Origin of the sequence: Streptomyces sp. NPDC006326, from assembly GCF_040612915.1 — a bacterium.
Lineage (GTDB): Bacteria > Actinomycetota > Actinomycetes > Streptomycetales > Streptomycetaceae > Streptomyces.
This window is the reverse complement of sequence record NZ_JBEXRC010000004.1, coordinates 115,640-140,620: the sequence shown is the minus strand read 5'-3', so window position 1 is coordinate 140,620 and position 24,981 is coordinate 115,640. Positions and strand designations below refer to the sequence as shown.

The following is a 24,981-nucleotide window of genomic DNA, read 5'->3' as shown; positions in this document are numbered from 1 at the left end:
CGGACCGCCGGTACGAGGAGGTGCCCCCATGGACCCGGTGGCGGCGCTGGATCGGATCGCCTTCCTGCTGGAGCGCGGCCGGGCGCCCACCTACCGCGTGCAGGCCTTCCGTACGGCGGCGGCCGCCCTGGTCCGCATGGGAGAGGACGAGGTGGCGCAGCGGGTCGCGGCCGGATCTCTGGAGACGGTGAAGGGCATCGGCCCCAAGACCGGCCAGGTCGTCCGGGAGGCGCTCGCCGGGGCCGTCCCCTCGTACCTGCAGAAGCTTGAGGACGAGGTCGCCGCGCACCCCGAGGGCCCCCCGGCCACCCCGGGCGCCCGGGCGCTGCGGGCGGCCCTGCGCGGGGACTGCCACCTGCACTCCGAGTGGTCCGACGGCGGCAGCCCGATCGAGGCCATGGGGCGCGCCGCGGCCGGGCTGGGCCACGAGTGGGCGGTGCTCACCGACCATTCGCCGACCCTGACCGTCGCCCGGGGGCTCTCCGCGGAGCGGCTGCGCGAGCAGCTGGACGTGGTGGCCGAGCTGAACGAGACGTGGGCGCCCTTCCGGCTGCTCACCGGCATCGAGTGCGACATCCTGCTCGACGGCACCCTCGACCAGGAGCCGGAGCTGCTGGACCGGCTGGACGTGGTCGTCGCCTCCGTCCACTCGAAGCTGCGGATGGAGGCGCCCGCGATGACGAGGCGGCTGCTGAAGGCCGTGCGCAATCCGCTGATGGACGTCCTCGGCCACTGCACGGGCCGGCTGGTGACCGGGCGGGGCCGCCCAGAGTCGCAGTTCGACGCCGAGGCGGTCTTCGCCGCGTGCGCGGAGTCCGGGACAGCGGTGGAGATCAACAGCCGCCCCGAGCGCCTGGACCCGCCCCGGCGGCTGCTGCGGCTCGCGGTCGAGACGGGCACGCTGTTCGCCGTCGACACGGACGCGCACGCCCCCGGTCAGCTGGACTGGCAGCTGAACGGCTGCGAACGGGCCGCGGAATGCGGAGTGCCGGTCGAACGCATCGTCAACACCTGGCCGCTGGACGACCTCCTCACCTGGACCCGCACCCGCCGCCCGCCCTCCGCCGCGGCAGCGGCCTGACCGGGCCCGGCCGGCCGGCCCCGCGACCGGCCCTCAGACCGGCGGGAAGAGTCCCGCCCCGCGGACCAGCAGCAGGGTCACGTCGGCGGCGGCGACCGCCAGTACGGCCAGGAACGGCACCCGGCCGCGGCGGCCGCTCGTGCCCAGCACCCCCGCGGCCGTCAGGGCCAGCAGCGCCCAGCCGTACGGGCCGACGCGGCCCGGCGGCCCCAGCACCAGGGCCGCGGTGGAGCCGAGGACCAGCAGTCCCCCCACGGCGGCCGCGCGCCGCGGACCGAGCCGGTGCGGCAGCCCCGCCACGCCCGTCGCCAGGTCGTCGTCGAAATCGGGCAGCACGTTGGCGACGTGCGCCCCCGCACCGAGCAGGGCGGCCGCGGCGGTGAGCCAGGCCGGCGGCCAGGGCGTGCCGGGCAGGCCCAGCGTGACGAAGGCCGGGAGCAGTCCGAAGGCGAGGGCGTACGGGAACCAGGACCAGGCGGTGCTCTTGAGCCGGAGGTTGTACGCCCAGGCGGCGGCCACCCCGCACAGGTGCGCGCAGCCGGCCGGGACGCCCGCGGCCAGCGACAGCGGCACGCAGAGCAGCAGGGCGGTGAGCGCGGCGGCCGTCACCACGCCGGGGCGCACCGCCCCCGCGACCAGCGGCTTGTCCCTCCGGCCGGTCGCCACGTCCCGCCGCAGGTCGACCCGGTCGTTGCACCAGCCGACCGAGAGCTGTCCCGCGGCCACGGCGGCCACCGTGAACACGGCCCCGGGCAGGTCCCGGCCGACGGCGGCGGCCAGGGCGGCGGTGAAGAGGGTCACGGCGGCCGTGGGCAGCGGGTGGCAGGCCTTGAGCAGGGCGACGGCGGCGGCCGGCCGCGCCCCTGCGGGGGCGGGCCGCCCGCCGTCTGCGGGCCGTGCGGCGGTGGGGGTCTGCTGCACGGCATCACGCTAAGCCCCGGCCGAGGACGACGCCGCGCCCGATTCGCGGGATTCCTTGGCAAATGTCAGTTATTCCCTATGTTGGGGCAATGACCCGTGTCATGGCAGTGAGCAGTGTGTTCCCGCCCCACCGCTACCCCCAGTGCGAGATCACCGCGGCGCTCGCCCGTTTCATGCCGTCACAGGCCGATGCGGCCCGTCTGCAGCGTCTCCACGCATCGGTGGGTGTCGAGGCCCGCCACCTGGCCCTTCCGCTGGACCGGTACGGGCCGGCGAACGACTTCGGGGCGGCGAACGCCGTCTTCCTCGGGACGGCCGGGGAACTCGGCGTCCGCGCCGTGGAATCCGTGCTGGCCTCGGCCGCAATGGCGGCGCACGAGGTCGACCTGGTGATGTCGACGACGGTGACCGGGCTCGCGACGCCCTCGCTGGAGGCCCGCCTCGCCGCCCGCGCGGGGCTGCGCCCGGACGTGAAACGCGTGCCGCTGTTCGGGCTCGGCTGCGCGGGCGGCGCCGCGGGCCTCGCCCACCTGCACGACCACCTGACGGGACGTCCGGACCACGCGGCGCTGCTGCTCTCCACCGAGCTGTGCTCCCTCACCCTCCAGCCCGCCGACACGTCGACCGCGAACCTCGTGGCCGGCGCCCTCTTCGGCGACGGGGCCGGCGCCCTGCTGGCGGTGGGCCGGGGCCATCCGCTGCACCGCACGGGCCCCGGCCCCTCGGTCGTAGCCGCCCGCAGCCACCTCTATCCCGGTACCGAGGGCCTGCTGGGCTGGGACATCGGCCACTGGGGGTTCCGGATGGTGCTGGGGCGGGAACTGCCCGACCTGGTCAGGTTGCACGTGGCCGGTGACGTCGAGGGCTTCCTCGCCGGACACGACCTCAAGCCCTCGGACGTGGACGCCTGGATCGTTCATCCCGGCGGCCCGAAGATCCTCGACGTACTGGCCGACGCGCTCTCCCTGCCCGGCTCGGCCTTCGGCCCGAGCCGCCGCTCGCTGGCGTCCGCGGGCAACCTGTCCTCGGCCTCCGTCCTGCACGTCCTGAGCGGGATCCAGGAGGCGGGTCCGCCCGCGCCCGGCGCGGTGGGGCTGATGGTCGCCTTCGGGCCGGGCTTCGCCTGCGAACTCGTCCTGCTGCGCTGGTGAGTCCGATGCCCTTCCCGCCGGCCGTGCCCGGCGTCGCCGCCGTGCCCGCCCCGCTGCCCCTGGCCGTGTCGGCGCCCGCGACCCTGACCCCGTACCTGCTGCTGGTCGGGCTCGTCGCCGCCGAGCGGCTCGCCGAGCTCGCCGTCGCCCGCCGCAACGCGGCCTGGAGCCTGGCCCGCGGCGCCCGCGAGTACGGCCGGGGCCACTATCCGCCCATGGTGGCCCTGCACACCGCGCTGCTGCTCGGCTGCGTGGTCGAACCGCTCGCCGCGACGCGCCCGTTCCTGCCCGCGCTGGGCTGGCCCGCGCTCGCCCTGGCCGTGGCGGCCCAGGGGCTGCGCTGGTGGTGCATCGCCACCCTCGGCCCGCGCTGGAACACCCGGGTGCTGGTGGTGCCGGGGCTGCCGCTGGTGACGGCGGGCCCGTACCGCTTCCTGCGCCATCCCAACTACGCCGCCGTGGTGGCGGAGGGCGTGGCGCTGCCGTTGGTCCACACGGCGTGGGTGACGGCGCTCGGCTTCGGCGTGCTGAACCTGCTGCTCTTGAGGGTGCGCGTGCGCTGCGAGGAGGCCGCCCTCGCCGGAACGGCGCCGGCGCACCGCGCCGCCGTGCCGGCCGGGGACGGCGCCCCGTGATCGACCTGCTGGTGGTCGGGGGCGGCCCGGCCGGGCTGGCCACGGCCGTGCACGGAGCGCTGGCCGGAATGGAGGTGGTGGTCCTGGAGCCCCGCCCCACCCCCATCGACAAGGCGTGCGGGGAAGGGCTGATGCCGGGGGCGGTGCGCCGTCTGGCGGAGCTGGGCGTCTGCGTGCCCGGCCGGCCGTTCCACGGCATCCGCTACCTGGACGGGGTGACCGGCCGGCACGCGGAGGGGCGGTTCCGCGCCGGCCCCGGCCTCGGCGTCCGCCGTACGGTCCTGCAGGAGGCGCTGGCCGACCGCGCCACCCGGCTGGGCGTACGGGTGCTCGCCCAGCGCGTCGGGGAGGTCCGCCAGGACGGGGACCGGGTCGGCGCCGCCGGGCTGAGTGCCCGCTACCTCGTCGCCGCCGACGGACTGCACTCCCCGGTCCGGCGGGGACTGGGCCTGTCGGTGCCCCACGTGCCCGGGCGGCCCGCCCGCTACGGGCTGCGGCGCCACTACGCGGTGGAACCGTGGAGCGAGCTGGTCGAGGTGCACTGGTCGCAGCGGTGCGAGGCGTACGTGACCCCGCTGGGGCCCGACCGGGTCGGCGTGGCCGTCCTCACCGCGGACCGCGCGCCCTTCGGGGAACAGCTCGGCCGCTTCCCGCTGTTGGCGGCACGGCTGCCCGCCGCTGCCCGGACGCCGGTGCGCGGGGCCGGACCCCTGCGGCAGCGGGCCCGGGCACGGGTGGCGGGGCGCGTGCTGTTCGTCGGGGACGCCGCCGGGTACGTCGACGCGCTGACCGGTGAGGGGCTCACCCTGGCCCTGACCGCCGCGGGCGAACTGGTCCGCTGCGTGCGGGCCGGCCGGCCGCAGGCGTACGAACGGGCCTGGCGGGACCTCTCCCGCAGCTACCGCGCGCTCACCGCCTCCCTGCTCTGGGCGCGCCAACACCCCCGCCTCGCGGGGCGGATCGTGCCCGCGGCCGCCCGCATGCCGTGGCTGTTCACGCAGGCGGTGAACCTGCTCGCGTAGCCGCGGCGGGGCGCGGGAGGCCAGCGGGGACCGGAGCCGGCGCACACCGCACGCTGGTCGTATTCAGCCGCAGCCCGCACCGCTGCGCCATCCGGGGCGGCCGGACGGGGGAGCTCCCGGCCGCCGTCACGCCCGGTGACCGTTCGAGATGCGCGCTCGCGGCGCTGCTGTTTCGCTGGTACCGCCCGTCTTCCCCACACTCCAAGGAGTGAGCATGAGCATCACAGGCGATTCGCAGGGCCGTTCCCGGCAGTTGCGCGAGAAGGCGCAGGAGTTGAACCGGGCCGCCGAGCGCTCCACCGACCCGGAAGAGCGCCGGAGGCTCCAGGAGAAGGCCCGGCGCCTGGAGGAGCAGAGCAAGCAGGAGAGCAAGATCGACGACCGGGGTATGGATCCCATGTAGTGCGGTCCCCTCGGGTCCCGCACAGCACGCATCGGCCGGTGGCCGCCGGCCCCGGCCGATGCCGTACGCACAGGTGAACGCGAGCACGTCTGGGGACGGTGGATGAAGGCGACGGAGGTCTTGGCCGACGGGTACGGGCGGATCCGGGAGGTCGTGCACGAGGTGGTCGAGGGGCTCTCGGCCGAGGAGTTGAACGCACGGACCGACGCGGCGGCCAACTCGATCACCTGGCTGGTGTGGCACCTGACCCGGGTGCAGGACGACCACGTGGCGGACGCGTCGGGTCTGGAACAGGTGTGGCACGCCCAGGACTGGGTGACCCGGTTCGCCCTGCCCCTGCCCGCCGACGCCACCGGTTTCGGCCAGACTCCGCGGCAGGCCGGCTCGGTCCGGGTGGACTCGGGCGAGCTGCTGCTGGGGTACTTCGACGCGGTCCACGAGCAGAGCCTCGGCTTCCTGCGGGGCCTGTCGGCCGCCGACTTGAACCGTGTCGTCGACGAGCGCTGGGATCCGCCAGTGACCCTGGGCGTGCGCCTGGTCAGCGTCCTGGCCGACGACCTCCAGCACGCCGGCCAGGCGGCCTTCGTACGCGGCGCGCTGGAACGCCGTCAGCGGGCCGGGGGTCAGGCCGAGCGCTAGCCGTTCACCCGCGGGACGTGCTGGGTGACGCAGTGGACGCCGCCGCCGCCCCAGGCCAGGGTGCGCGCCGCGGTGCCGACCACCTCCCGGCCGGGGAAGAGCGTCGCGAACTGGGCGAGGGCGAGGGAGTCGGCCGGTTCGCCCGAGGTGGGGACGACGACGCTGCCGCTCGTCAGGTAGTAGTTCGTGTAGCTGAAGGTCTCCACCAGCAGGCCGTTGTGGCGGAAGTGCGGCTGGTGCTGCATCTCCACCACGGTGAAGGGCCGCCCGCACGCGTCGGTCGCGGCGTCGAGCACCGCCTTGTTCGCCGCCATCCGGGCGTGGTTGGGGCTGGCCGGGTCGGGCTGGGTGTGCAGCAGCACCTTGGCGGGGCCGAGGTAGGCGGCGACGAGGTCGACGTGGCCGTTGGTGATGGTGTCGTTGGCGAGGCCGTACGGGAGCCAGATCAGCTTGGTCGCCCCGTACGCGGCGAGCAGCGTGGACTCGATCTGGGCGCGGGTCATGCCGGGGTTGCGGTTGGGGTTGAGCAGGCATTCCTCGGTGGTGATCAGGGTGCCCTGCCCGTCGGTGATGACGGAGCCGCCCTCCAGGACCATGTCGACCGGCTTGCGGGTGTCGCCCAGGTAGCTGCAAACGCCCACCGGCAGGAAGTCGTCCTTGTCGAAGGGGTACTTGTTGCCCCAGCCGTTGAAGCCGAAGTCCAGCCCGATGCGGTGGGTCTTGGCGGCGTTCACGGCGAAGACCGGTCCGGTGTCGCGGGTCCAGCAGTCGTTGACCGGGTACTCGGTGACCGTCACCGTGCTGCCGCACTGGGCTCGGGCCTGCGCCGCCTTGCCCGGTTCCGCGACCATGGTGACGGTCTCGTAGCGGGCGATGGCCTTGGCGATGCCGGCGATCTCGGCCTGGACGCTGCCGAGCAGCCCGCCCCAGCCGACCGTCTTGTCCCAGGGCCAGGCCATGACGCAGCCGGAGTGCGGCTCCCATTCGGCGGGCGCGTGGTGCGGGTCCTCGGCGGGGGTGGCGAACGCGCGGCCGCCCAGCAGGGGGACGGCCGCGGCGGAGAGGGCGGCGGCACCGAAGGCACGCCGGGACATTCGCGGCAGGTTCATGACATGACTCCTCGGGTGAGGCCGGTGGCGTCCGTCTGGCGCCGCCGGCGGGGAGGGCCCATAAATCTAACGTCGTTAGGTATCGGGTTGCGGGGACCATAACGCGCCACGCCACGCTTGGGAAGCCCCTGCGCGGGGGTAACCTCGCCGCGGAATTCGACAGGCCGTGCCCGGTGAAAGGACGTCAACATGGCTCCGGTGGATCTGGTCCGGCGCGGGGTCACGGCGCTGTGCCTGCTCGCGCTCTGGCCGGCCACCGCCCTCGGCGCAGGCCCCGCGGCCGCGGCGGCGGACCGCCCCCTGACCGCAGCAGTGGACGGCCCCGTGGCCACGGCGGCGGGCGGCCCCGTGGTCGCCACCGATCGCGGACCGGTACGCGGCCGGGACCACGGCGGACACCGGACCTTCGAGGGCATCCCGTACGCCGCACCGCCGACCGGCCCGCTGCGCTGGCGGCTGCCGGAGCCCGAGGCGCCCTGGACCGGCGTACGCGACGCCGGCGCGCCAGGCCCCCGGTGCGTGCAACTGCCCCCGGTCGGACCGGGCGGTCCGACCGGCTCGGAGGACTGCCTGTACCTCAATGTCACCGCGCCCGGCCCGGCGCCCGCGCGCGCACCGGCGCCGGACGGGCAGCGGCGCCGGCCCGTCCTGGTCTGGTTCCACGGCGGCGGTTTCGCCCACGGCGCCGGCGACCTCTACCGCCCGGAGCAGCTCGCCGTCCAGGGTGACGCGGTGGTCGTCACGGTCAACTACCGGCTCGGCGTCTTCGGCCTGTTCGGGCATCCGGGCCTCGGCGGGGCACCCGATTTCGCCCTGGCCGACCAGCAGGCGGCCCTGCGCTGGGTGCGGGCGAACGCGTCCGGCTTCGGAGGCGACCCGTACGACGTCACGCTGTTCGGCGAATCGGCGGGCGGGCTCAGCGTCTGCGCGCACCTGACCTCACCGGCCTCGGGCGGCCTCTTCCAGCGGGCGGTCCTGCAGAGCGGCTCGTGCTCGACCACCATGCCGCCCTGGTCGCTGCTCCCCACCCTGGGCAGGTACGAGCCCTTCGTGCCCGAGCAGCGCACGGTCGAGAAGGGGGTCGCCGCCGCGGACCGGCTCGGCTGCGGCCGGGCGGAACCGTCCGCCGTACTGGACTGCCTGCGCGAGCTGGACCCGGCACGGCTCGCGACCCCCGAGCTGATGCAGGACTTCTCCCTCGTCTCCTACGGCACCACCCTGCTGCCGGTGGAACCGCGCCGGGCCCTGGAGCAGGGCCGCTTCCACCGGGTACCGGTGGTCACGGGCACCAATCAGGACGAGATGCGGATCTTCCTGGGCCAGACCCTGGCCGTCTTCCCCGTGGGCGACGAGGCCGGCTACCTGGACCGGCTGGAGCGGTCCTTCGGCGCGCCGGCCGCCCGCGCCATCGCCGCGCGCTACCCCGCGCGGGCGTACCCGACGCCTGCGCTGGCCTTCGCCGCCGTGCTGTCCGACGCCTCGTTCACCTGCCCCGCGCTGCGGGACGGCCGCGCGCTGGCGCGGCACGTGCCGACGTACGCCTACCGGTTCAGTGACCGGGACGCGCCGAACTTCACCGGGCTGCCGGAGGTGGAGGGCCTCCCGTACGGGGCCGCGCACGGCTTCGAACTGCCCTACCTGTTCAGCATGGGCGTCTCGCTGACGGGGCCGCAGCAGGGGTTGTCGGACCGGATGGCCGGCTATTGGACCGCCTTCGCCCGCAGCGGTGTGCCGCGGGCGGCCGGGGCACCCGTGTGGCCGCGCTTCGGCCCCGGCCGGACCGTGCTGGCCCTGGCGCCCGGGGCCGGCGGGATCCGCACCGTGGATGCACGAGCCGAGCACCGGTGCGACCTGTGGGACGCGCAGTGGCCGTGAGTCGGGCGATGCCGGTGCGGTCCCCGGCGTGGGAGCGCTCCGGTCACCAGGGCGCGGTGGTGACGACCTCGCCCCCGGTCGTCCGGACCGACACCGTGCCCTTGTCCCCGTAGACCTGCTGCCGCCATGCCGCGAACACCTGGGCCACCCGGCGGGCGTCCTCCCCCAGCCCCTTGCCGACGGAGCCGGTCCGGAAGGTCACCACCGCCTCGCCGGCTCCCCCGGCCGTACGGACCTTCGCCTGCTGGACGGCCTGCGCGGGCAGGAGCCGGTCCTGGGGCGTACGGTGCTCGGCGTAGTAGGCGTTGAAATCGCGGGTCATGTCGAACCATCCGGCGCCACCGCACGGGCCCGCGCCGTTGGTCACGTCCGGGTCGGTGGTGCTCGGATCCGGCGCTGCGGTGTCCTGGTCGGTGGGCGGGCCGGCGTAGCCCGTCTCCTGGTCGGTGGGCGGGCCGGCGTAACCCGTCTCCTGGTCGGTGGGCGGGCCCGCGTAACCGGTCTCCTGGTCGGTGGGCGGGCCCGCGTAGCCCGTCTCCTCGTCCGTCGGCGGGCCCGCGTTGCCGGCGCCGTCGTCGTCGGTGGTCAGGTCCAGGTCCAGGCCGCACGGCTCGTGCGCGGGCACCGGGGACGGCGGTGCGGCGGCCTCGCCCGCGTGCCGGGTCCCGCAGGCCGCCAGCACGGCGCACAGCAGCCCCGCCGCCACCGCCCTGCGGACCGCGGACCCGGACATGAACGTGGACTCGGATGCGGCCTTCTTCGACATGGTCCCTCCCCCTCGACCATGAAGAGGTGATCGGGGCCGCCACGGTTCCACGCCAGGGCAACGACTACCGTGAGGAGGATGACCGGTACCGGACGGCCGCGGCCGCTCCTCTTCCTCGATGTCGACGGCCCGCTCATCCCCTTCGGGGCGACGCGGGAGCAACGGCCGTACGGCTACCCGACGTACGGGGAGCACTCCGCGAATCCGCTGCTCGCCCGGATCGACCCCTCCCTCGGACCGCGGCTGTCGGCGCTGCCGTGCACGCTGGTGTGGGCGACGACCTGGGGCGACGACGCGAACGAGTGGGTCGGGCCCCGGGCCCGGCTGCCGGAGCTGCCGGTGGTGTCCTGGGCCGAGACCGCGGAGGACGGGGACGGGCACGTGGGCGGGCCCCACTGGAAGACCCGCACCCTCGTCGAGCGGGCGGCGGGGCGCCCGTTCGCCTGGGTGGACGACGAGATCACCGACGCCGACCGGGCATGGGTGGCCGGCCACCACCCGGGCCGGGCCCTGCTCCACCGGATCGACCCCGCATTCGGTCTCACGGACGCCGACTTCACCGTTCTCGACGCATGGCTGCGCGAGGCCGGCGGTCCGGACACCTCCCCGGTCCTGGCGGCACGACAGCGCCGGTAAGCCGCGCGGCCTCCGGGGGGGGAGGAGGGCGGCCTGCCGTCGCGGGTCCGGCGCTACGTCGACGGCAGGGCCTCCTTCCAGGACGCGGCGACGAGCGAACGCCCGGCCGCGGCCAGGTGCGTCGCCGCGGCCAGCCAGGCCCAGGCGTAGTCGTCGGCCGAGGGGTCGGTCAGGCGGCCGAAGGCGTCGCGGGGGCGGTGGTCCGCCTCGGCGGCGAGGGCGGCGGCCGACTCCGCCGCCGCGGTGAACCCGGCCCGGCGCAGCGGGCCGTTCGCGGCGAGCGGCTCGGCTCCGCGGGCCGCTTCGGCGACGGCCCGGCGGCCGCCCGCGACCCCGGTTTCGAGCAGGCGGCGTACCCGCCACAGCGGGGAGTCCGCCAGCGGGTCCGGGCCGTCCGCGGCGGTGCCCGCCGGGCCGGGGGCCACCGGGTCGCAAGCGGCGGGGGCGGGCGGGAAGTGGCTGCCCTGGAGCCGGTCGTAGCCGAGGTCGGCGCGGCCGAGCCACTCCTCGGGCAGCCGCAGGGTGTACTCCGCGCCGGGCGCCGGGCCGACCGCCAGCGGGCGCAGGGTCGCGGCCCGGTTCAGGTCGGGCCGGCCCAGGACGCGGATCACCAGCCCGGGGCGGGCGGCGAGCCGGCGCAGGTTGTCCGTGTGCGGGAGCTCCGGGTGGGGGTGGGCGGCGCGCAGCCGGAGCAGCGGGGCGCCCTCCCGGGTCTCGCGGACCAGGAGGTCCTCGCCGTCGGCGCCCACGACCCGCACCTCGCAGCCCAGGAGCCGGGACCCGGCCTCCGCGTCCGGGGGCGCATCACGGTCCGGGCCGGCGAGCTGGGCGGCCACCGCCTCCGCCGCCGGGCGGGCGAACAGGGTGGCGGCCGGTTCCCCGGTCCACGGGACTCCGCGCAGCGGGGTCGCCTGCACCCCGCGTCCGGCGCCGAGGCGGCCGTCGGAGGAGACGGTGGCTCCGGCGATGCGCAGGCCCCCGCGGGAGAGGCCCTCGTGGTCGAGGGTGGCACCGCCGAGCGCGACCGGGGCGGAGCCCGCGCCCCGGGCGCGTACCAGGCCGCCCGGGCGCACGTCGGAGACCGAGTAGGCGCTGCCGTCGGGGCCCATGAGGTGGGTGACCACTCCCCCGTATCCGGTGGCGGAGAGCACCGGCTCGCGGCACAGGCCGTACACGCGCAGGCTGCCGCCCGGGCGGTAGGCGCGGCGGGCGGTGCCGGTCAGTTCCGGTCCGGTCGCGCCGGAGGCCAACAGCCCGGCGATGTGAAGGAGTTCGCGGAAGGCGACGGTGAGGTCGGCGAGCCGGTGGCCGCCGCTGCGCTCGCGGGCCGCGCGCAGCCCCCGTACGACCCGGAGCGCGGCGGCCTCGGCCCGCGGCAGCCCTGCCAGGCGGGCGGTGTGGCCGGCCCGCAGCAGCTCGGCCTGCACCACCGCACCACCGGCGGTGACGCCCGCGGCAAGGGCCTCGGCCGCCGCCTGCCACAGCCCGCCCGCAGCCCGCAGCTGCGCACCACTGAGCGCGGTCGCCACCTCCGGGTCGCCGGCCGGAGCCCCCTGGCCCGTCCCGCCGGGCCCGGATGCCGTGGCCGAGGCCGGTGCGCACCCGGCGCGGTCCGCCGGGCCGGTCTGCGCATCGGCGTCCTCGGCCCGGGCGGGAGCCGGGGCGGGGCCGGGGCCGGGCGCCGGCGCCGGTGCGGGGTCCGGCCCGGCGGTGGGGGCGGCGAGAGGGGAGGCGGCGAGGACCGCCGTGCGGTGGAGGCAGCGGGGCGCCAGCAGGCAGCTGCACACCGCCTGTTCGGCGGCGGCGACCGTGCCGTCCGGACCCGGCCGCAGGGTGACGAGGGCGTCCTCGCCGAAGCGTACGGTGACGCTGCCGTCGGGCCCCGCCCCGGCACCGTCGGCGCAGCCCTCGATCGCGGTGTCGAGCTTCTTCCTCAGCCGGGCGGTGAGGCTCTCCACGGCTTCGGCGAGGACCTCGGGGGCGACGGGCGGCAGCTGCGGCTGCGGCAGGTGGTCGGTGCTCAACGGGCTTCTCCACGGAGGCGGTCGCCCACCCAGCGGGCGAGGGCAAGGGGGCTGAGCGCGGCCACCGGCATCCCGGCGGCGACGAGCCGGCGCGCGACGGGGACGGAGTACCGCGGCGTACCGGAGTCGTCGAGCGCGGCGCAGCCCAGCAGATGGGCTCCGGAGGCGGCCAGGGCGCGGACCTCTCCGAGGAGGCCGCCGATCGGGCCGCCCTCCTCGAAGTCGCTGACCACGACGACGAGGGTGCGGCTCGGGACGGTGATCAGTGAGCGGGCGTGGGCCAGACCCGCGGCGATGTGGGTACCGCCGCCGACCCGCACCTCCAGCAGGAGCGAGAGGGGGTCCTCGACCCGGTCGGTCAGGTCCACCACCTGGGTGGAGAAGGCGAGGAAGTGGGTGGACAGGGTGGGTACGCCGCCGAGTACGGCCGCCGTGAGGGCCGACCAGATGACGGAGGCCTCCATCGAACCGGACACGTCCACGACGAGGATCAGCCGCCAGTCCGCCTCCCGGCTCACGCGCGTGCTGAAGACGGGCCGTTCGGGGACGACGACCGCCTTGCCGTCGGCGAGGCGGCGGGTGTGGGCGAGGTTGGCCCGCAGGGTCCGCGCCAGGTCCAGCCGGCCGCCGGGGCGGCGGGTGGGGCGCGGGGTGGTGAGGCCGGAGAGCGCCGGGCGGAGCCGGGTGGCCAGCTCCCTGGAGAGTTCGTCGACGAGCCGCCGCACCAGGGGCCGCAGTCGGGCGAGCTGGGCCTCGGGCATGCCCCCGGCGCGGGAGAGCACGGAGCTCAGCAGCTCCACGGAGGGACGTACGGCCTGGGGGTCGAGCTGGGTCAGTACGTCGGCGCGGCCGGCGTCGGCCGCCTCGGCCAGCACCTCCTCGCGTACGTCGGCCCCGAAGAGGGACTCCAGTTCCCTTGCCCATTCGCGGGCCGTGGGGAAGGAGGCCTCCCGGCCGCCTCCCGGTCCGGTGGCGCCTCCCGGGCCGGCGTCGAGGTCGGTGGAGCCCTCGCCGCGGCCGGTGCCGTACAGCTCGTCCAGGGCGTGGGCGTAACGCCGGGCGCCCGGGGGCAGTTGGTCCCGGCGGCGGCCGAGCAGCAGCCGCCAGCGGTCGGCGGGTGCGAGCCTGCGGTCCTCCGGTACGGGGGCGGGTCCGGTCGAGGCGCCGGCCGCCGGTTCGGAGTCCCGCGGCGGGGGCGGGGTACCGCGCGGTGGCAGCGGAAGTGCCTTGACGGCGGCGGTACCGGCGGCGTCCGCGGCGGCCCAGAGCGCGAGCAGGGCCGGGGGCGCGTCGAGGGACAGGTCGACGCGGTCGCCGAGCCGTTCGGTGACGGTGTCGAGCAGCCGGTCACGGGCGGCGGGCGCGAGGGCGTCGAAGCCGCCGCGCAGGGCCGGGAGCCGGTCCAGGAACTCCTGGTCGGCGAGGGTGTCGACCCGGTCGAGGACGGGGGTGAGGGCGGCCTCGGATGATGCCAGCAGGGGCCCTGCGGCGACCAGGACGCCCCCGAGCCGGCGGGTCAGGGCGCGGCGGCCGTCCGGGGTGCAGGCGCTGTCGATCCAGCCGGCGGCGCGGTCGCCGAGCCCGTCGGCCGGGTCGAGGTCGAGGAGGACCCGTACGGCCAGGGCGGCGCCCTGCACCAGCGGCGAGGCCTGGACGGCCAGTTCGGCCAGGGCGGTGTCCATGCGCAGGCCCAGGTGGCGGCCGGCGGCGCGGTCGGCCAGGGCCACGAGGGCGCGTGCGTCGGCGGGGTCCTCGCTGCCGGCCAGACCGGGCAGGGACCGTACGGCGGCTTCGAGCAGTTCACCGGCGAGTACGGTGGCGGCGGTGCGGGAGACGTCGCCGGTGCCGGGCAGGTGGCCGCGGGCCAGTGCCTCCAACAGGTCGAGGGACTCCAGTAGTTCGGGCAGGGTGGCCGTGTGCGGGAGGACGGCTGCGGCCTCCTCCAGCCGTACGTCGACCAGTTCGGGCAGATCGCACCGCGCGGCGGCGGCCAGGCCGGTGAGGATCTGCGCCGGGGTCGGACCGCCGTCGGCGGCGGCCCGCCGGGCGGTGTCCCGGAGGGTCCCGGCGGCGGCCTGGGCGGCGGTGACCCCGCGGACGCCTGCGAGGTCGAGACGGGCGGGCACGGACGGCGTCCAGGTCAGGCGCCACTTGGTGCCGAGGGCGGTGCCGTCGCCGGTGGCGGCCACGGCGAGGGGCTCCGCGTACGAGGAGCCGCAGACGAGCAGGCGCTGCAGGAGCACCTCGCGGCGTCCGTCGAGGGCGGACCGCAGCGGGTCGAGGCGGACCTCGCGCGCGGCCGGGTCCTCGGGGCCGGGCAGTCGCAGCTCCGCGAGCTCCGCCTCGACGGAGGGGCCGAGTCCGGAGCGGGGGGCGTGGGGGCTGGTCCGGCCGCGGGCGGTGCCGACGAGCACGGCTTCGAGGGCGCGGGCCAACGCGCGGCCCCGGCCCAGTGGTTCGCCCTGGCCGAGCACCGTGGACACCGCTTCGAGGAGCTCGCCCCGGCCGGGGGCGGGCAGCCCCCGCAAGGCGGCCAGGTCGCAGGCGAGCCGCAGGGTCTCCGCGGCCTCCCCGGTCCCGGCGGTGTGCCCGGCCCGGCGCAGCTCCCGGCAGATCCCGACGACGGCGGCGGACGCCGCCTCGCGCAGCTTCCGGGGGTCACCGCCGGCTTCCAGGACGGCCTGCTGCCAGAGCGGGTCGCGGATGCCGGCGGGGTAACCGGACCGGGAGTCGAGCAGGTCGAAGGAGTAGGGCACGAACGAGGTCACCACGGCCGCGCCTGCCTCGCCGCCCTCCGCGTCACCCGCCCCGCCGGTCTCCGCCGCGCCCGCCCCGCCGGCCTGCGCGAGCGGTACGGCGGCCGTGCCGGAGCCGGGGGGCAGGGGTGCGGGGCCGGTCAGGGCCGGGGCGTGGAAGGCGCCGACCACCGCCGCCACCCGGCGGCCTCCGGCGCCGGCGGCGCTGATGACCGCGCGCATGCGGGCTTCGCGGGCCAGGTCCGTGGCGGGGACGGTGGCGTCCTGGCGCAGCGCCCAGCCGACGCCGAGGGCTGCGCGGCGGACGGCCTCGGGGGTGCAGCCGGGCGCCAGGACCTCGACCGCCCGGTCCCACAGGTCTTCGCCGTCGCGGCCGGTACCGGCTGCGGCGAGGGCCTCGGCGAAGGGCCGCCGCCCCCGGGGCGAGGCCGCGGCCGCCGGGTCCGCCGCCGACTCCGCGTCCGCGCGGGCCGGGTCCGCGCCCGGGTCCCGGGGCCGCGGGGACCCGGGCGGGTCCGGGGGCAGGGCCGCAGAGGGGTCCGTCCAGGCCGGGGCCGACAGCGGGAGGTCGCAGCAGCGGACCTCCACGCCGCGCGCCCGCGCCCAGCGGATCGCCGCCAGCTCCGGGGAGAAGTCGGCGAACGGGTAGAACGCCAGGCGCCCGTCCACGCCCGTGCCGGCCAGGGCGACGGGAGCCGTGGTCTCCGGGTCGGCCAGGTGCTCCAGCCACGGCTGGAAGTCGGCCGGGAGCTCGACGCAGACGACCTCCGCCCCGGACGCGTCCAGCAGCGCCGGGACCACCGCGGCCAGTGCGGGGCTGTGGTGGCGCACTCCCAGCAGGTACGGTTCGCGCGACGCGGCGAGCGCGTCCACCACGGCCCGCGGACCGGCCCCCGCGTCCGCGCCGGCCTCCGTCGCCCCGGTGACGGCCCGCATCCCCGAGGCGGAGGCCGGGAGCGCGCGGGCGGACGCCGCGGCCGGGCGGGACGCCCTCATCGCAGGCTCCCGCGCAGGTCCCACAGGCGGCGCCACATCGCCGAGCCGTCCTCGGCGCGGCGGCGGACGGGGCCGTCCCAGTACCCCAGCAGGCGGCCGTGGTCGGCCGGGTCGTCCTTGCGGACCACACCCAGCAGGTGCCCCGGCAGCAGGTCCAGGACGTCGCCGCCCGGCAGGTAGGCCGCGGCGACCCCCAGGGAGGCGGCCACCTGGACGGCTTCGGCGGTGGACATGACCGTGCCGGGGCGTTCCACGTCCCAGCCCTCCGCGGAGCGCCCCGAGCGCAGGTCCCGGAAGACGGTGACGAGCGCGTCGAGCACGGCGTCGTCGACTCCGAACGCGGCGCCCGCCCGCTGTACGGCGGCCACGGCCTGGCGGCGGATCAGGGTCGCCTCCGCGTCCGCGTCCGCGATCGGCGCGACCGTCTCGAAGTTGAAGCGCCGCTTGAGGGCGGCGGACATCTCGGAGACGCCGCGGTCGCGCAGGTTGGCGGTGGCGATGACCGTGAACCCGGGGGCCGCCGAGACCACGGCGTCCTCGGTGGCGGTCAGTTCGGGCACGCTGACGCGCCGGTCGGACAGGATCGACACCAGCGCGTCCTGCACCTCCGGCAGGCAGCGGGTGATCTCCTCGACGCGCACGACCCGTCCGGTCCGCATGGCGGAGAGCACCGGGGAGTCGACGAGGGCCTGCCGGCTGGGTCCCTGGGCGAGCAGCAGGGCATAGTTCCAGCCGTAGCGGAAGGCGTCCTCCGTCGTACCGGCGGTGCCCTGCACGGTGAGGGAGCTGGTGCCGCAGACGGCGGCGGCCAGCAGTTCGGACAGCATCGACTTGGCGGTTCCGGGTTCACCGGTCAGCAGCAGTCCGCGGTCTCCGGCGAGGGTGACGACGCAGCGCTCTACGAGGGCGCGTTCGCCGACGAACTTGGGGGCGATGGCCAGCTTGGCGGGGAGCCCGGCGCGGCGCTTGGGCAGGGCGAGCTCCTCGCCGTCGCTGCCGCAGACGAAGGTGACGACGGCGCGCGGGGTGAGCGCCCAGCCGGGCGGCCGGGGACCGGTGTCCTGGGCGGCGAGGAAGGCGAGTTCGGCCGCGTGGCGCTCCTCGGCGGGCAGGATCTGCCGGGGCGGCGCCGTAGCCGCCGCGGTGGCCGACGGCCCGGCGGCCTGGTCGGTGAGGGTCATGGGAGGGTCCTCTCGGGTTTTCCGGAAGCAGGAGGGAGGGGGCCGTGGGGCGTCCGCCGCGAGCGGGCGCCCCACGGCCGGGGGGGCGCCGGCCGCCCAAGGGCCGGCCCAGCGCCGGCCGAGGCGCGGGGGTGTCAGCGGCGGCCCGCCCTGGGGCGGGTGCGCTTGACCTTCAGTTCCTCGAAGCGCGGTACGTCGCCCTCCCGGACCCGCTGCCAGGCCCGCCGGTAGAGGTCCGCGGCCGGTTCACCCGGCACCAGGACGCCCAGCACCGGCGATCCGCCCGGGGCGAGGGCGTCGAACATGGGCAGCTTCCAGGACTCCAGCGGCACGGTCGGGGAGGCCGTCTCGGTCCAGCCGCCGGGCAGGAACAGGGAGCGTCCGGCCCGGGTCCGGCTCGCCGACACCACCAGCTCGGTGGCGGCCAGTTCGGCGCGGGCGGCTTTCAGCCGGGCGGGCTTCCAGCCGGTCCAGCGCGCCACGTTGCGGTCGGTGGGGTCGGGCATGGCGAGCAGCATCAGGTAGACCGTGGCGGCGTCCTGGCCGAGTCCGTGGGCCTGGGACACCTCGGCGACCAGCTCCGGTACCGAGAGGCCCGGGTCCTGCGGCCACCAGGTGCCGTCCTCGTCCACCGCGCCGGCGGCCGGGGCGCCCGGATCCGCCAGCAGTGCGGCGAAGCCCGGGAGGTGGGCGAGGCGCAGGGCCGTCTCGACGGCGGAGGGCCGCTGGTCGGTGCCGCGCAGCACCGGCAGGTACGGGTCGGAGCCGGTGGAGTCGAGCAGGGCGGTGCGCAGCACCGGCCAGTGGTCCTTGGCCAGGACGACCGCACCGTAGCGCTCGTGGCCCTCGCCCGTCTCCGTCGGGGTGCCGGCGGCAGCGCGGAAGGCGCCCAGCCCCGCGCAGTGCCCCAGGGCGAGGAGGAGCCCGGGCGCGGCCAGCCGCTGCCGTATGGCGGTGAGCACCGGCGGCAGGGCGGCGCGTACGGGGTCGCCGGCGGGCAGCCGGTGGGCCAGCCAGGCCGTCAGCGACAGCGCGCCGTTCAGGATGGGCCCGGTGAGCGCCTCACCGCCGGGCGTGCAGCGCTCGATGCGGCCCTCGTGGACCCTCCACTCGACGTCGGTGCCCAGCGCGCTGGAGGCGGCGGGGTCGAGGACGGCCGGGAGTGCCTGGTGTACGGCCCAGAAGGTGCCCAGGGCGCGCGTGGCCTCGGCGAGCAGCCACTCGGGAACGGGCGTGCGGCGGCCCACGCGCCGGTTCCACACCTCCGCGGCCGCGGCCACGTCCGGGCCCTCGGTCCACAGCCGCGCCGGGTCGGCGGGCAGCAGCGCGGCGACCACGGCGCGCCGGACCTCGATGTCGAGCGCCTTGAGTTCGGTGCGGGCGTGCTTGGCGTCGGCGGCCTTGACATCGAGGGCGGTGCGCAGCGCGGCCGGCAGGAAGTGGTGTTCCCAGCTGTCGATGTTCGGCAGGCCGGCCAGCAGCAGCCGGGCCGCGGTGGCGGAGACGCCGGTCAGGCGGGCGAACTCGTCGGCGGCTTCGAGGCGCAGCGGTGCGGGGCCGCGCTCGGCGGCCTCGGTCAGGAAGGCCTTGAGCCAGCCGGGGCCGCGTTCGCGGTCGCCGAGGGGGGCCTGTGTGCGGACGGTGTACGGGCCGGGAACGGCGAAGGCCCCGGTGGGGTCGTACAGCAGCGCCCCGAAATCGTGGCCGTCCGGCACGGTGAGGCTGTCCTCGGTGCGGGCGAGGACGGCGCCCCCGCCGAGCGGGAGCAGGCTGCGGTGGCCGGGGTGGCGGTCGATGCCGTCGGGGGTGCGCAGGTGGGGGTGGTCGAGGTGGACCACGACACGCCGCCAGCGGTCGGCGGAGCCCTGCGCGGAGGCGAGGCCGAGGGCGTCCACCTGGGCGAGCACGGTGCACAGCGCGGCCCGCTCCTCCTCGGTGGTGCCGGGCCCGACGGCCCGGTAGGCGACCGCGGCCGGCTCGTCGAGCAGCGGGGTGAAGGGCAGGGCGGAGTACTCCAGTGCGGGCATGTCGAAGTGCAGCCGGCCGGGCACCGCGACGGCGGCGGTGTCGGCGCACGCCTCGGCGAGGCGGGCCAGGAAGCGGTGGGTGACGTCGTTGTCGGTGCCCCAGTGGTAGTAGCCGGGGCCGACGATGCCGGACAGCCCGGTCGCGATGAGCGCGTCGAGGGGTCCCTGCTGCTCGTCGGCAGCGCCGGCCGCGCCCGTGCCGGGGTCGAGGCGGGCGGCGATGCCGTCGAGGGCCTCCTGCTGGGCCAGGGCGAAGCGCAGGACCTCGACGATGCCGCCGACCAGCGGCTCCGCGGTGACCTGCGGCAGGGCCGCGGTGACCAGGCCGGGCAGGTCGGAGGCCTTCTCCGCCTGCGCGGCGGCCTCCAGCAGGGCGGCGACGGTGTCGCGGTCGGCGGTGCGCAGGGCGGCGGAGCCGTCCGGGTCGCGGGGCCGCAGGGCGTACCAGAAGGCGAGCGGCGGGAGGTCGACGCTGCCGGTGGCGAAGTCCTGGTTGCTGCGGTGGTCGCCGCGGGTCTGGGCGGTGACGACGCCGTCCGGGTCGCTGATGAGGAGCTCGCGCCAGCGCCGGCTCAGCGCGCGCGGCCGGTCGTCGCCGGGGAAGGCGAGGGCCGCGACGGGCATCTCGCTGCCCTCGGGCGTGCGGACGGTGCGTCCGGCGGTGTCGCAGCCCTCCCAGCCCTGGCCGGGGAGGCGTACGACGCGCCAGCCGAGGAGCCCGTCGACGGGCGCGGCGAGGGCCGAGCCGTCCACGGTGGGGGCGGGCCGCAGCCAGCAGGAGCGGGCGGAGAGGAACGCGTTCGAGGGGTGGGCGCGCAGCGCGTCGGCGAGGAAGGCGGGCTGGGAGTGCCGGCCGCGCGCGCCGTCGGCCGGGGCGTACTCGCGCCAGCCGGCGTCCTGGTCCTGCTCGCGGCGCTGCCACACCCAGTACGAGGTGCCGTCGGACAGCAGGGCCTGCTCGGCGGGGAGAGCGGTGTCCCCCGCGTGCAGGACGCCGCCGCCCGTGGCGCGGCCGCCCCCGGGCAGGGGCAGGCTGATGTGGTCGGAGCGCATCGACCAGCGGGTGCGGTAGGAGCCGAGCGAGAAGACGTGGTGCGGCGCCGTGTGCCAGTAGCCCTGGGTCTCGCCGGAGGGCCAGGAGGTCCAGAAGACGAGCAGGGCGCCGTCGACGTAGTGGAATCCGTACCCGTGCGAGCCGTCGGCCGGCGCGCGCAGGTCGTGGGTGAGCACCGTGGAGTCGGCGTCGATGACGCGGACCTGGAGGGAGTTGGCGACGATGAGGTACGGCCAGGCCTCGACGACGGTCAGGTTCCCGCGGCGCAGGGCTTTGCGGTCCGCGAGCTCGACGAGGGCCTCCTCGAACGCGGGCCAGGCGAACTCCTCGAAGAGGCCTCCGCGCAGGGTCCGGGCGAGGATCTCGCCGAGGTCGGCGGCGGCCGCTGCGGCGACCTCGTCGCGGGCGAGTTCGAGTGCCTCGGCGGGCAGCCAGGTCAGCCGCTGGATGGCGGCGGGGAAGGCGGGCAGGCCCGAGGAAGTGGAGTTGCGGGCGACTTCCTGCATCCATGCCGTGAGCAGGGGGCGGCCGCCGGGCGAGGCGGCGAGCCGGCGCATCACGTCCGCTCCGGAGCCGGCGTCGCCGAAGGAGTCGGCCGCGCGCCGGAACGAGGGTACGAACCGCTGGTCGGCCGCGAGGGCGAGGAGGTCGCGCCGGGCCTTCTCCTCGGAAGAGGCCCAGGAGGCCAGGTTGAGCTGCGGCCGGCGGTGGGGGCCCGTGGTCGCGGGGTCCTCGTCGGGGTCGGCGACCGGGATGCCGAGGGAGAGCAGCAGGTCGAGCAGGTTCACGTCCTCGCCGCCGATGCGCAGGCCCTCGGTGCGGCCGGGCGCGGCCAGTTCGGTGCGCAGCCGGTCGGCGGCGCGGGCGACGAGGCCGAGCAGGGCGGGCGGGGTGAGGCGCCGGCCCCAGCCGCTGTGGCGGGCGCTGTGGTAGCGCTCCAGCCAGCCGGCCGTGCCGTCCGCGCACCGCTGCTCGGCGGGCAGGCCGGCGTCGATGAGCCCGGCGGTGGCGCCGGACTGCTCCAGGACGTCCAGCCACAGGTCGGACAGTTCGCCGTCGCCGCCGGCGGGCGGCATCAGTTCGAGGAGGGTGCCGCGGACGGCCGGCACGCGGCGGGCCAGGGCGATCAGCGCGGTGCGGTGGGCCTTCCACCAGCCGTACGCGGCGCGCAGCGTGGCGGGCAGCGGCAGCAGTTCGGCGAGGTAGTCCTGCTCGGCCTCGCTGCCGGACAGGCCGGCGGCGCGGGCCAGGCGGCGCAGTTCGGTCGCGGCCTGCGCGGAGGGCGGCAGGCCGCCGGCGGTGCGGCGCACGCACAGGCGGCGGAAGCGGGTGTAGGCCTCGTCGGGGCTCACGCGGGCGGAGAGTTCCTTGGCGTAGCCGGTGAGGACCTTCACCGGGAGCGCGCCGACCAGGGCGAATTCGAGGAAGACGGCGTCGAGGCGGTCCTCGTCGACGGCCAGGCCGTGCTGGGCCTCGCTGCTGCGGGCGCGGCCGAACATCTGGGCGGCGTACGTGGTGTTCTCGACGGCGAGGAAGAGCCGGGCGGCCTGCTCGTAGAAGACGGGCAGGAAGTGCGGCACCGCGGCGGCGAGCCGGCCGGCCAGTTCGTGGCAGGCGTCGAGGGCCGCCTTCGGCTTGGTCTTGGCCTGGCGGGCGGCCCGGTCGAGCTCGGGGACGACGGCGAGGGCGTGGTGGCCGTCCTCGGGGTGGTGGACGAGCACCCATTCGGGGAAGCCGAGGGCCTGGCGCCGGCCGAGGCCGACGACGGGCGGCTCGCCCTCGTCGAGGACGAGGCCCAGGAACCCGGCGGCCAGGTCCTCGGCCGGGCCCAGTTCGGCGGCGGCCAGCCGGACGACGACGCGGTCGTCGCCGAGGGCGGGGTGGCGGTAGGTGCGGGCGGTGAGGTCCACGGCGGAGGGGCCGGCGCCGGGGGTGCCGACGGGCAGCACTGCGCCCGCCGTGAGGAGCAGTTCGGCCTCGGTCGCGGCCGTGGTGCCGGTGGTGTCGGTGGTGCTCATCGTGCGTCCCCGCCCTCTTCGATCGTGCGCCCGGCGTACAGCGCCGCGGCCATCCGCATGCCCTCGGACCAGGCCACCGGTCCGACTTCCGCCAGGCGTACCGCCCGGCCCTCCTCGTCGTGCCAGCTCAGGGCACCGGTGGTCGAGTCGTCGTCGTAGTACGGCTCGCCGATCCACACCGCCGCCTCCACGCCGCGGCCGGTGTCGCGGACCTTGCAGGTGGCGTAGCCTCCGGACACGCGGTAACCGAGGCCGGTCGCCCGGGCGGCCAGGCTGAAGCGGTTCGGGAACTTCCCGCCCGCGTAGTCGCGCACCTCGGTGGCGGTGGCCGCGAGCCCCTCGGGCTTGTGCCAGGTGGGCCGGTGGATCTGCTCGACGCGCTGCACGATGCCGAGTTCGGCCGCGAAGTCCCGTACGTCCTCCAGGTCGGGCAGCAGCACCGGGTGCGGCAGGGTCACCGTGCGCGGGGAGAGCCGTACGGTCTCGCCGTCGAGGTTGACCACCTTCAGCTCCCCGGAGTCGCCGGCGTCCCGCAGGAAACCGGCCTCGTCCGGGTCCTCGCCGACGACGGCGATGTCGCGCAGCGCGCGCTGCCAGGCCTCGTCCGGCCACACCCGGGCGAGCAGTGCGGTCGGCACCGGCAGCGAGGACACCATCCACGCGTCCACCTGTTCCACGCAGGCCTGTTCGTGCCGGTCGAGCCAGGCGGCGAGCCTGCGCAGCCGGTCCACCTCCGGGTGGTCGCGCAGCGCCTTGGGCAGGGTCTTCAACTGCCGTCCCGCCGAGCGGCCGGTGGCGGACCTCGCCGCCACCTTCCCTTCCACCAGGGCGATCTCGTACCCCTCGCCCGCCGCCAGCCATGCCATCAGTGCGTGCCCCTCCGCCTGCCCGATCCGGTTCCGCGCAGCATCGACCGGGGCGGGAAGGCCCCTCTGAGCTGCGGTATGCCGGGAGACTAGCGAGGCGCACTGACAACGCCCGCCCAGGGGTGGCCCGCCGGTTGAATGTCCGGTTCTGGGTAGTCTTTCGGGCGACAGGGTGCGGAGCCGGCTGTTCGGGGTGGGGCCATGGAACGTCAGATACGGGTGTGGGGTGCGGTTCTGGCGGCTTCGGCGCTGCTGGCCGCGGCCGGGTGCTCCGGTACCGGTGCTCCCTCGGGCGCGGACCCGAAGGCGTCGGCGCCGCCGCCGTCCGGTCCGGCGGTGCCGGGCGGTGGTGCCGGGCCCGCCGGCGGGGACGTACTGCCCGGAATGGTCAGTGCGGCCGTGGCCCGGACGCAGTTGGCGGCGCTGAAGGTGGCGGCGCCCGGGACGATGGCCGGCTACAGCCGGGCGAAGTTCACGCACTGGGCCGAGCAGGGCGACAAGTGCGACACCCGCGAGGTGGTCCTCAAGCGGGACGGCACCGGCGTGACGCGCGACGGCGAGTGCCGGGCCGTATCGGGGACGTGGAAGAGCCTGTACGACGGCGCCACGGTCACCGACGCGTCGAAGATGGACATCGACCACATCGTGCCGCTCGCCGAGGGGTGGCGCTCGGGCGCGGCCGCCTGGGACGCGGCCAAGCGCAAGGCGTTCGCGAACGACCTGACCCACCCCCAGCTGCTGTCGGTGACCGCGGCCTCCAACCGGTCGAAGGGCGATCAGAGCCCGGACCTGTGGCAGCCGCCGGACCCGTCGAGCTGGTGCCAGTACGGACGGGCCTGGACGACCGTGAAGTCCACGTACGGCCTGACGGTGACGGAAGCGGAGAAGAAGATGCTGACGAAGATGCTGGACAGTTGCGCCGCATGACGGAACGGCAGCAGCAGGTGCAATGGCAGGACGAGGTGCCCGCCGGGCCCGGCGGGGCCATGACCGACGAGGTCGGGGTGATCACCGGACCGCTGACCGTGCGGACCACGGTGGCGGCGGGCGGCCTGGTCCGGATCGGGATCCAGTACACCGACGCGGAGGAGTGGTACACCCTCACGGGCAGCCCCGTCCCGCACCACGGCCGCCCCGCCGCCGTACACGCGGCCGCGCTGGCGGCAGTCCGTGCGGGCGGTGCGGCGCAGGCCCCCCGCACCCCGCCGCCCGGCTGATCCCCGCAGGGCCGGCCGGGGCGGTCGGACCTGGGGGCGGGGGGCCGGTCAGGCCTCGTACTCCGTGAGGTCGATGCCGTGGATCTGGAGCAGGTGGCCGAGTTCCGGGTCGGTCGTCTCGCGCTCGGACACCATGCCGAGCTTGCGGATCACGTTCTCCGACTCCTCGTTGCCCGCGCGGTTGATCGCGACCACCCGGTCCAGCCCGCGGTCCTGGAGCGCGAACTCCAAGGTGGCGTGGGCGGCCTCGGAGGCGTAGCCCTGGCCCCAGAACGGCCGGCCGAGCCGCCAGCTGATGCCGACGGCCGGCAGCACTTCCGGCAGGAACTCCGGCACCGACAGCCCCACCGCCCCGATCAGCTCCCCCGAGGCGAGCAGTTCGACGGCGAAGACGCCGAAGCCCTCCTCGTCCCATTCCTCTTCCCAGCGCTCGATTTCGTCGGCGGTCTGCTCCGGGTCGAGCGTGGAGCCGTCGCCGATCCAGCGCATCACCTCCGGGTCGGCGTTGATCTCCGACAGGGGGACGACGTCGTCGTCGGTCCAGCGGCGGAGGAGGAGTCGGGGGGTGCGGATCTCGGTCATGGACCCCATCCTGCCGAACGGG

19 protein-coding genes are annotated in these 24,981 nt (G+C 76.5%); 10 read left to right on the top strand and 9 right to left on the bottom strand.

Features of this window, described 5'->3' with window-relative positions; translation table 11 throughout:
* Positions 1-28 precede the first annotated feature (28 nt).
* Entirely contained in the window at positions 29-1,081 is a 1,053-nt protein-coding gene (locus ABZ128_RS05000) for a PHP domain-containing protein (protein WP_356846092.1), read from the top strand.
* Between the two features lie 33 nt (positions 1,082-1,114).
* On the opposite strand, the gene ABZ128_RS04995 is transcribed toward ABZ128_RS05000, so the two are convergent.
* The gene (locus ABZ128_RS04995) at positions 1,115-2,002 is read right to left on the bottom strand and encodes a UbiA family prenyltransferase (protein WP_356846091.1); all 888 of its coding nucleotides are present in this window, start codon (positions 2,000-2,002) and stop codon (positions 1,115-1,117) included.
* An 89-nt stretch (positions 2,003-2,091) separates the two neighbouring features.
* Between ABZ128_RS04995 and ABZ128_RS04990 the strand changes: the two genes are divergently transcribed.
* From ABZ128_RS04990 to ABZ128_RS04970, 5 genes are all read left to right on the top strand, one after another.
* A complete protein-coding gene (locus ABZ128_RS04990; RefSeq protein ID WP_356846090.1) occupies positions 2,092-3,153 on the top strand; it encodes a 3-oxoacyl-[acyl-carrier-protein] synthase III C-terminal domain-containing protein in 1,062 nt (353 codons plus the stop codon).
* 83 nt (positions 3,154-3,236) lie between these two features.
* A complete protein-coding gene (locus ABZ128_RS04985) occupies positions 3,237-3,788 on the top strand; it encodes an isoprenylcysteine carboxylmethyltransferase family protein (protein WP_356846192.1) in 552 nt (183 codons plus the stop codon).
* On the top strand, positions 3,785-4,810 hold the full coding sequence (locus tag ABZ128_RS04980; protein ID WP_356846089.1) for an NAD(P)/FAD-dependent oxidoreductase: 1,026 nt from the start codon (positions 3,785-3,787) through the stop codon (positions 4,808-4,810). Before ABZ128_RS04985 ends, ABZ128_RS04980 begins: the two co-directional genes overlap by 4 nt.
* A 214-nt stretch (positions 4,811-5,024) precedes the next feature.
* The gene (locus ABZ128_RS04975; protein ID WP_356846088.1) at positions 5,025-5,213 is read left to right on the top strand and encodes a DUF6381 family protein; all 189 of its coding nucleotides are present in this window, start codon (positions 5,025-5,027) and stop codon (positions 5,211-5,213) included.
* 102 nt (positions 5,214-5,315) lie between these two features.
* Positions 5,316-5,852 carry a DinB family protein gene (locus ABZ128_RS04970; protein WP_356846087.1) on the top strand — a complete coding sequence of 179 codons (537 nt, stop codon included), beginning with the start codon at positions 5,316-5,318 and terminating at the stop codon, positions 5,850-5,852.
* Here ABZ128_RS04970 and ABZ128_RS04965 read toward each other — a convergent pair.
* Positions 5,849-6,961, bottom strand: coding sequence for an agmatine deiminase family protein (locus tag ABZ128_RS04965; protein ID WP_356846086.1), 1,113 nt, complete (start codon positions 6,959-6,961; stop codon positions 5,849-5,851). The two genes, ABZ128_RS04970 and ABZ128_RS04965, sit on opposite strands and share 4 nt — an antisense overlap.
* A gap of 189 nt (positions 6,962-7,150) precedes the next feature.
* Here ABZ128_RS04965 and ABZ128_RS04960 point away from each other — a divergent pair, with 189 nt between their 5' ends.
* A complete protein-coding gene (locus ABZ128_RS04960) occupies positions 7,151-8,836 on the top strand; it encodes a carboxylesterase family protein (RefSeq protein ID WP_356846085.1) in 1,686 nt (561 codons plus the stop codon).
* Between the two features lie 43 nt (positions 8,837-8,879).
* On the opposite strand, the gene ABZ128_RS04955 is transcribed toward ABZ128_RS04960, so the two are convergent.
* The gene (locus ABZ128_RS04955; protein WP_356846084.1) at positions 8,880-9,602 is read right to left on the bottom strand and encodes a hypothetical protein; all 723 of its coding nucleotides are present in this window, start codon (positions 9,600-9,602) and stop codon (positions 8,880-8,882) included.
* Positions 9,603-9,680: 78 nt separating this feature from the next.
* Here ABZ128_RS04955 and ABZ128_RS04950 point away from each other — a divergent pair, with 78 nt between their 5' ends.
* Positions 9,681-10,238, top strand: coding sequence for a hypothetical protein (locus ABZ128_RS04950; RefSeq protein ID WP_356846083.1), 558 nt, complete (start codon positions 9,681-9,683; stop codon positions 10,236-10,238).
* A gap of 53 nt (positions 10,239-10,291) precedes the next feature.
* Here ABZ128_RS04950 and ABZ128_RS04945 read toward each other — a convergent pair whose 3' ends face one another.
* From ABZ128_RS04945 to ABZ128_RS04925, 5 genes are all read right to left on the bottom strand, one after another.
* Positions 10,292-12,262 (bottom strand): hypothetical protein, encoded by a 1,971-nt coding sequence (locus tag ABZ128_RS04945; RefSeq protein ID WP_356846082.1) that lies wholly within the window; start codon positions 12,260-12,262, stop codon positions 10,292-10,294.
* Entirely contained in the window at positions 12,259-15,954 is a 3,696-nt protein-coding gene (locus ABZ128_RS04940) for a DUF5682 family protein (protein WP_356846191.1), read from the bottom strand. The genes ABZ128_RS04945 and ABZ128_RS04940 overlap by 4 nt, the downstream gene beginning before the upstream one ends.
* Before the next feature lie 56 nt (positions 15,955-16,010).
* A complete protein-coding gene (locus tag ABZ128_RS04935) occupies positions 16,011-17,195 on the bottom strand; it encodes an AAA family ATPase (protein ID WP_356846081.1) in 1,185 nt (394 codons plus the stop codon).
* A 134-nt stretch (positions 17,196-17,329) separates the two neighbouring features.
* Positions 17,330-22,294, bottom strand: a complete 4,965-nt coding sequence (locus ABZ128_RS04930; protein ID WP_356846080.1) for a DNA-binding protein — start codon at positions 22,292-22,294, stop codon at positions 17,330-17,332.
* Entirely contained in the window at positions 22,291-23,160 is an 870-nt protein-coding gene (locus ABZ128_RS04925; RefSeq protein WP_356846079.1) for a DUF4132 domain-containing protein, read from the bottom strand. Before ABZ128_RS04925 ends, ABZ128_RS04930 begins: the two co-directional genes overlap by 4 nt.
* A 201-nt stretch (positions 23,161-23,361) precedes the next feature.
* Here ABZ128_RS04925 and ABZ128_RS04920 point away from each other — a divergent pair, with 201 nt between their 5' ends.
* Together ABZ128_RS04920 and ABZ128_RS04915 are read left to right on the top strand one after the other, a co-directional pair.
* Complete coding sequence (locus ABZ128_RS04920) at positions 23,362-24,087, top strand: HNH endonuclease family protein (RefSeq protein WP_356846078.1); 726 nt, start codon at positions 23,362-23,364, stop codon at positions 24,085-24,087.
* The gene (locus ABZ128_RS04915) at positions 24,084-24,377 is read left to right on the top strand and encodes a hypothetical protein (protein ID WP_356846077.1); all 294 of its coding nucleotides are present in this window, start codon (positions 24,084-24,086) and stop codon (positions 24,375-24,377) included. The genes ABZ128_RS04920 and ABZ128_RS04915 overlap by 4 nt, the downstream gene beginning before the upstream one ends.
* 48 nt (positions 24,378-24,425) lie before the next feature.
* On the opposite strand, the gene ABZ128_RS04910 is transcribed toward ABZ128_RS04915, so the two are convergent.
* On the bottom strand, positions 24,426-24,959 hold the full coding sequence (locus ABZ128_RS04910; RefSeq protein WP_356846076.1) for a GNAT family N-acetyltransferase: 534 nt from the start codon (positions 24,957-24,959) through the stop codon (positions 24,426-24,428).
* Positions 24,960-24,981: the final 22 nt, after the last annotated feature.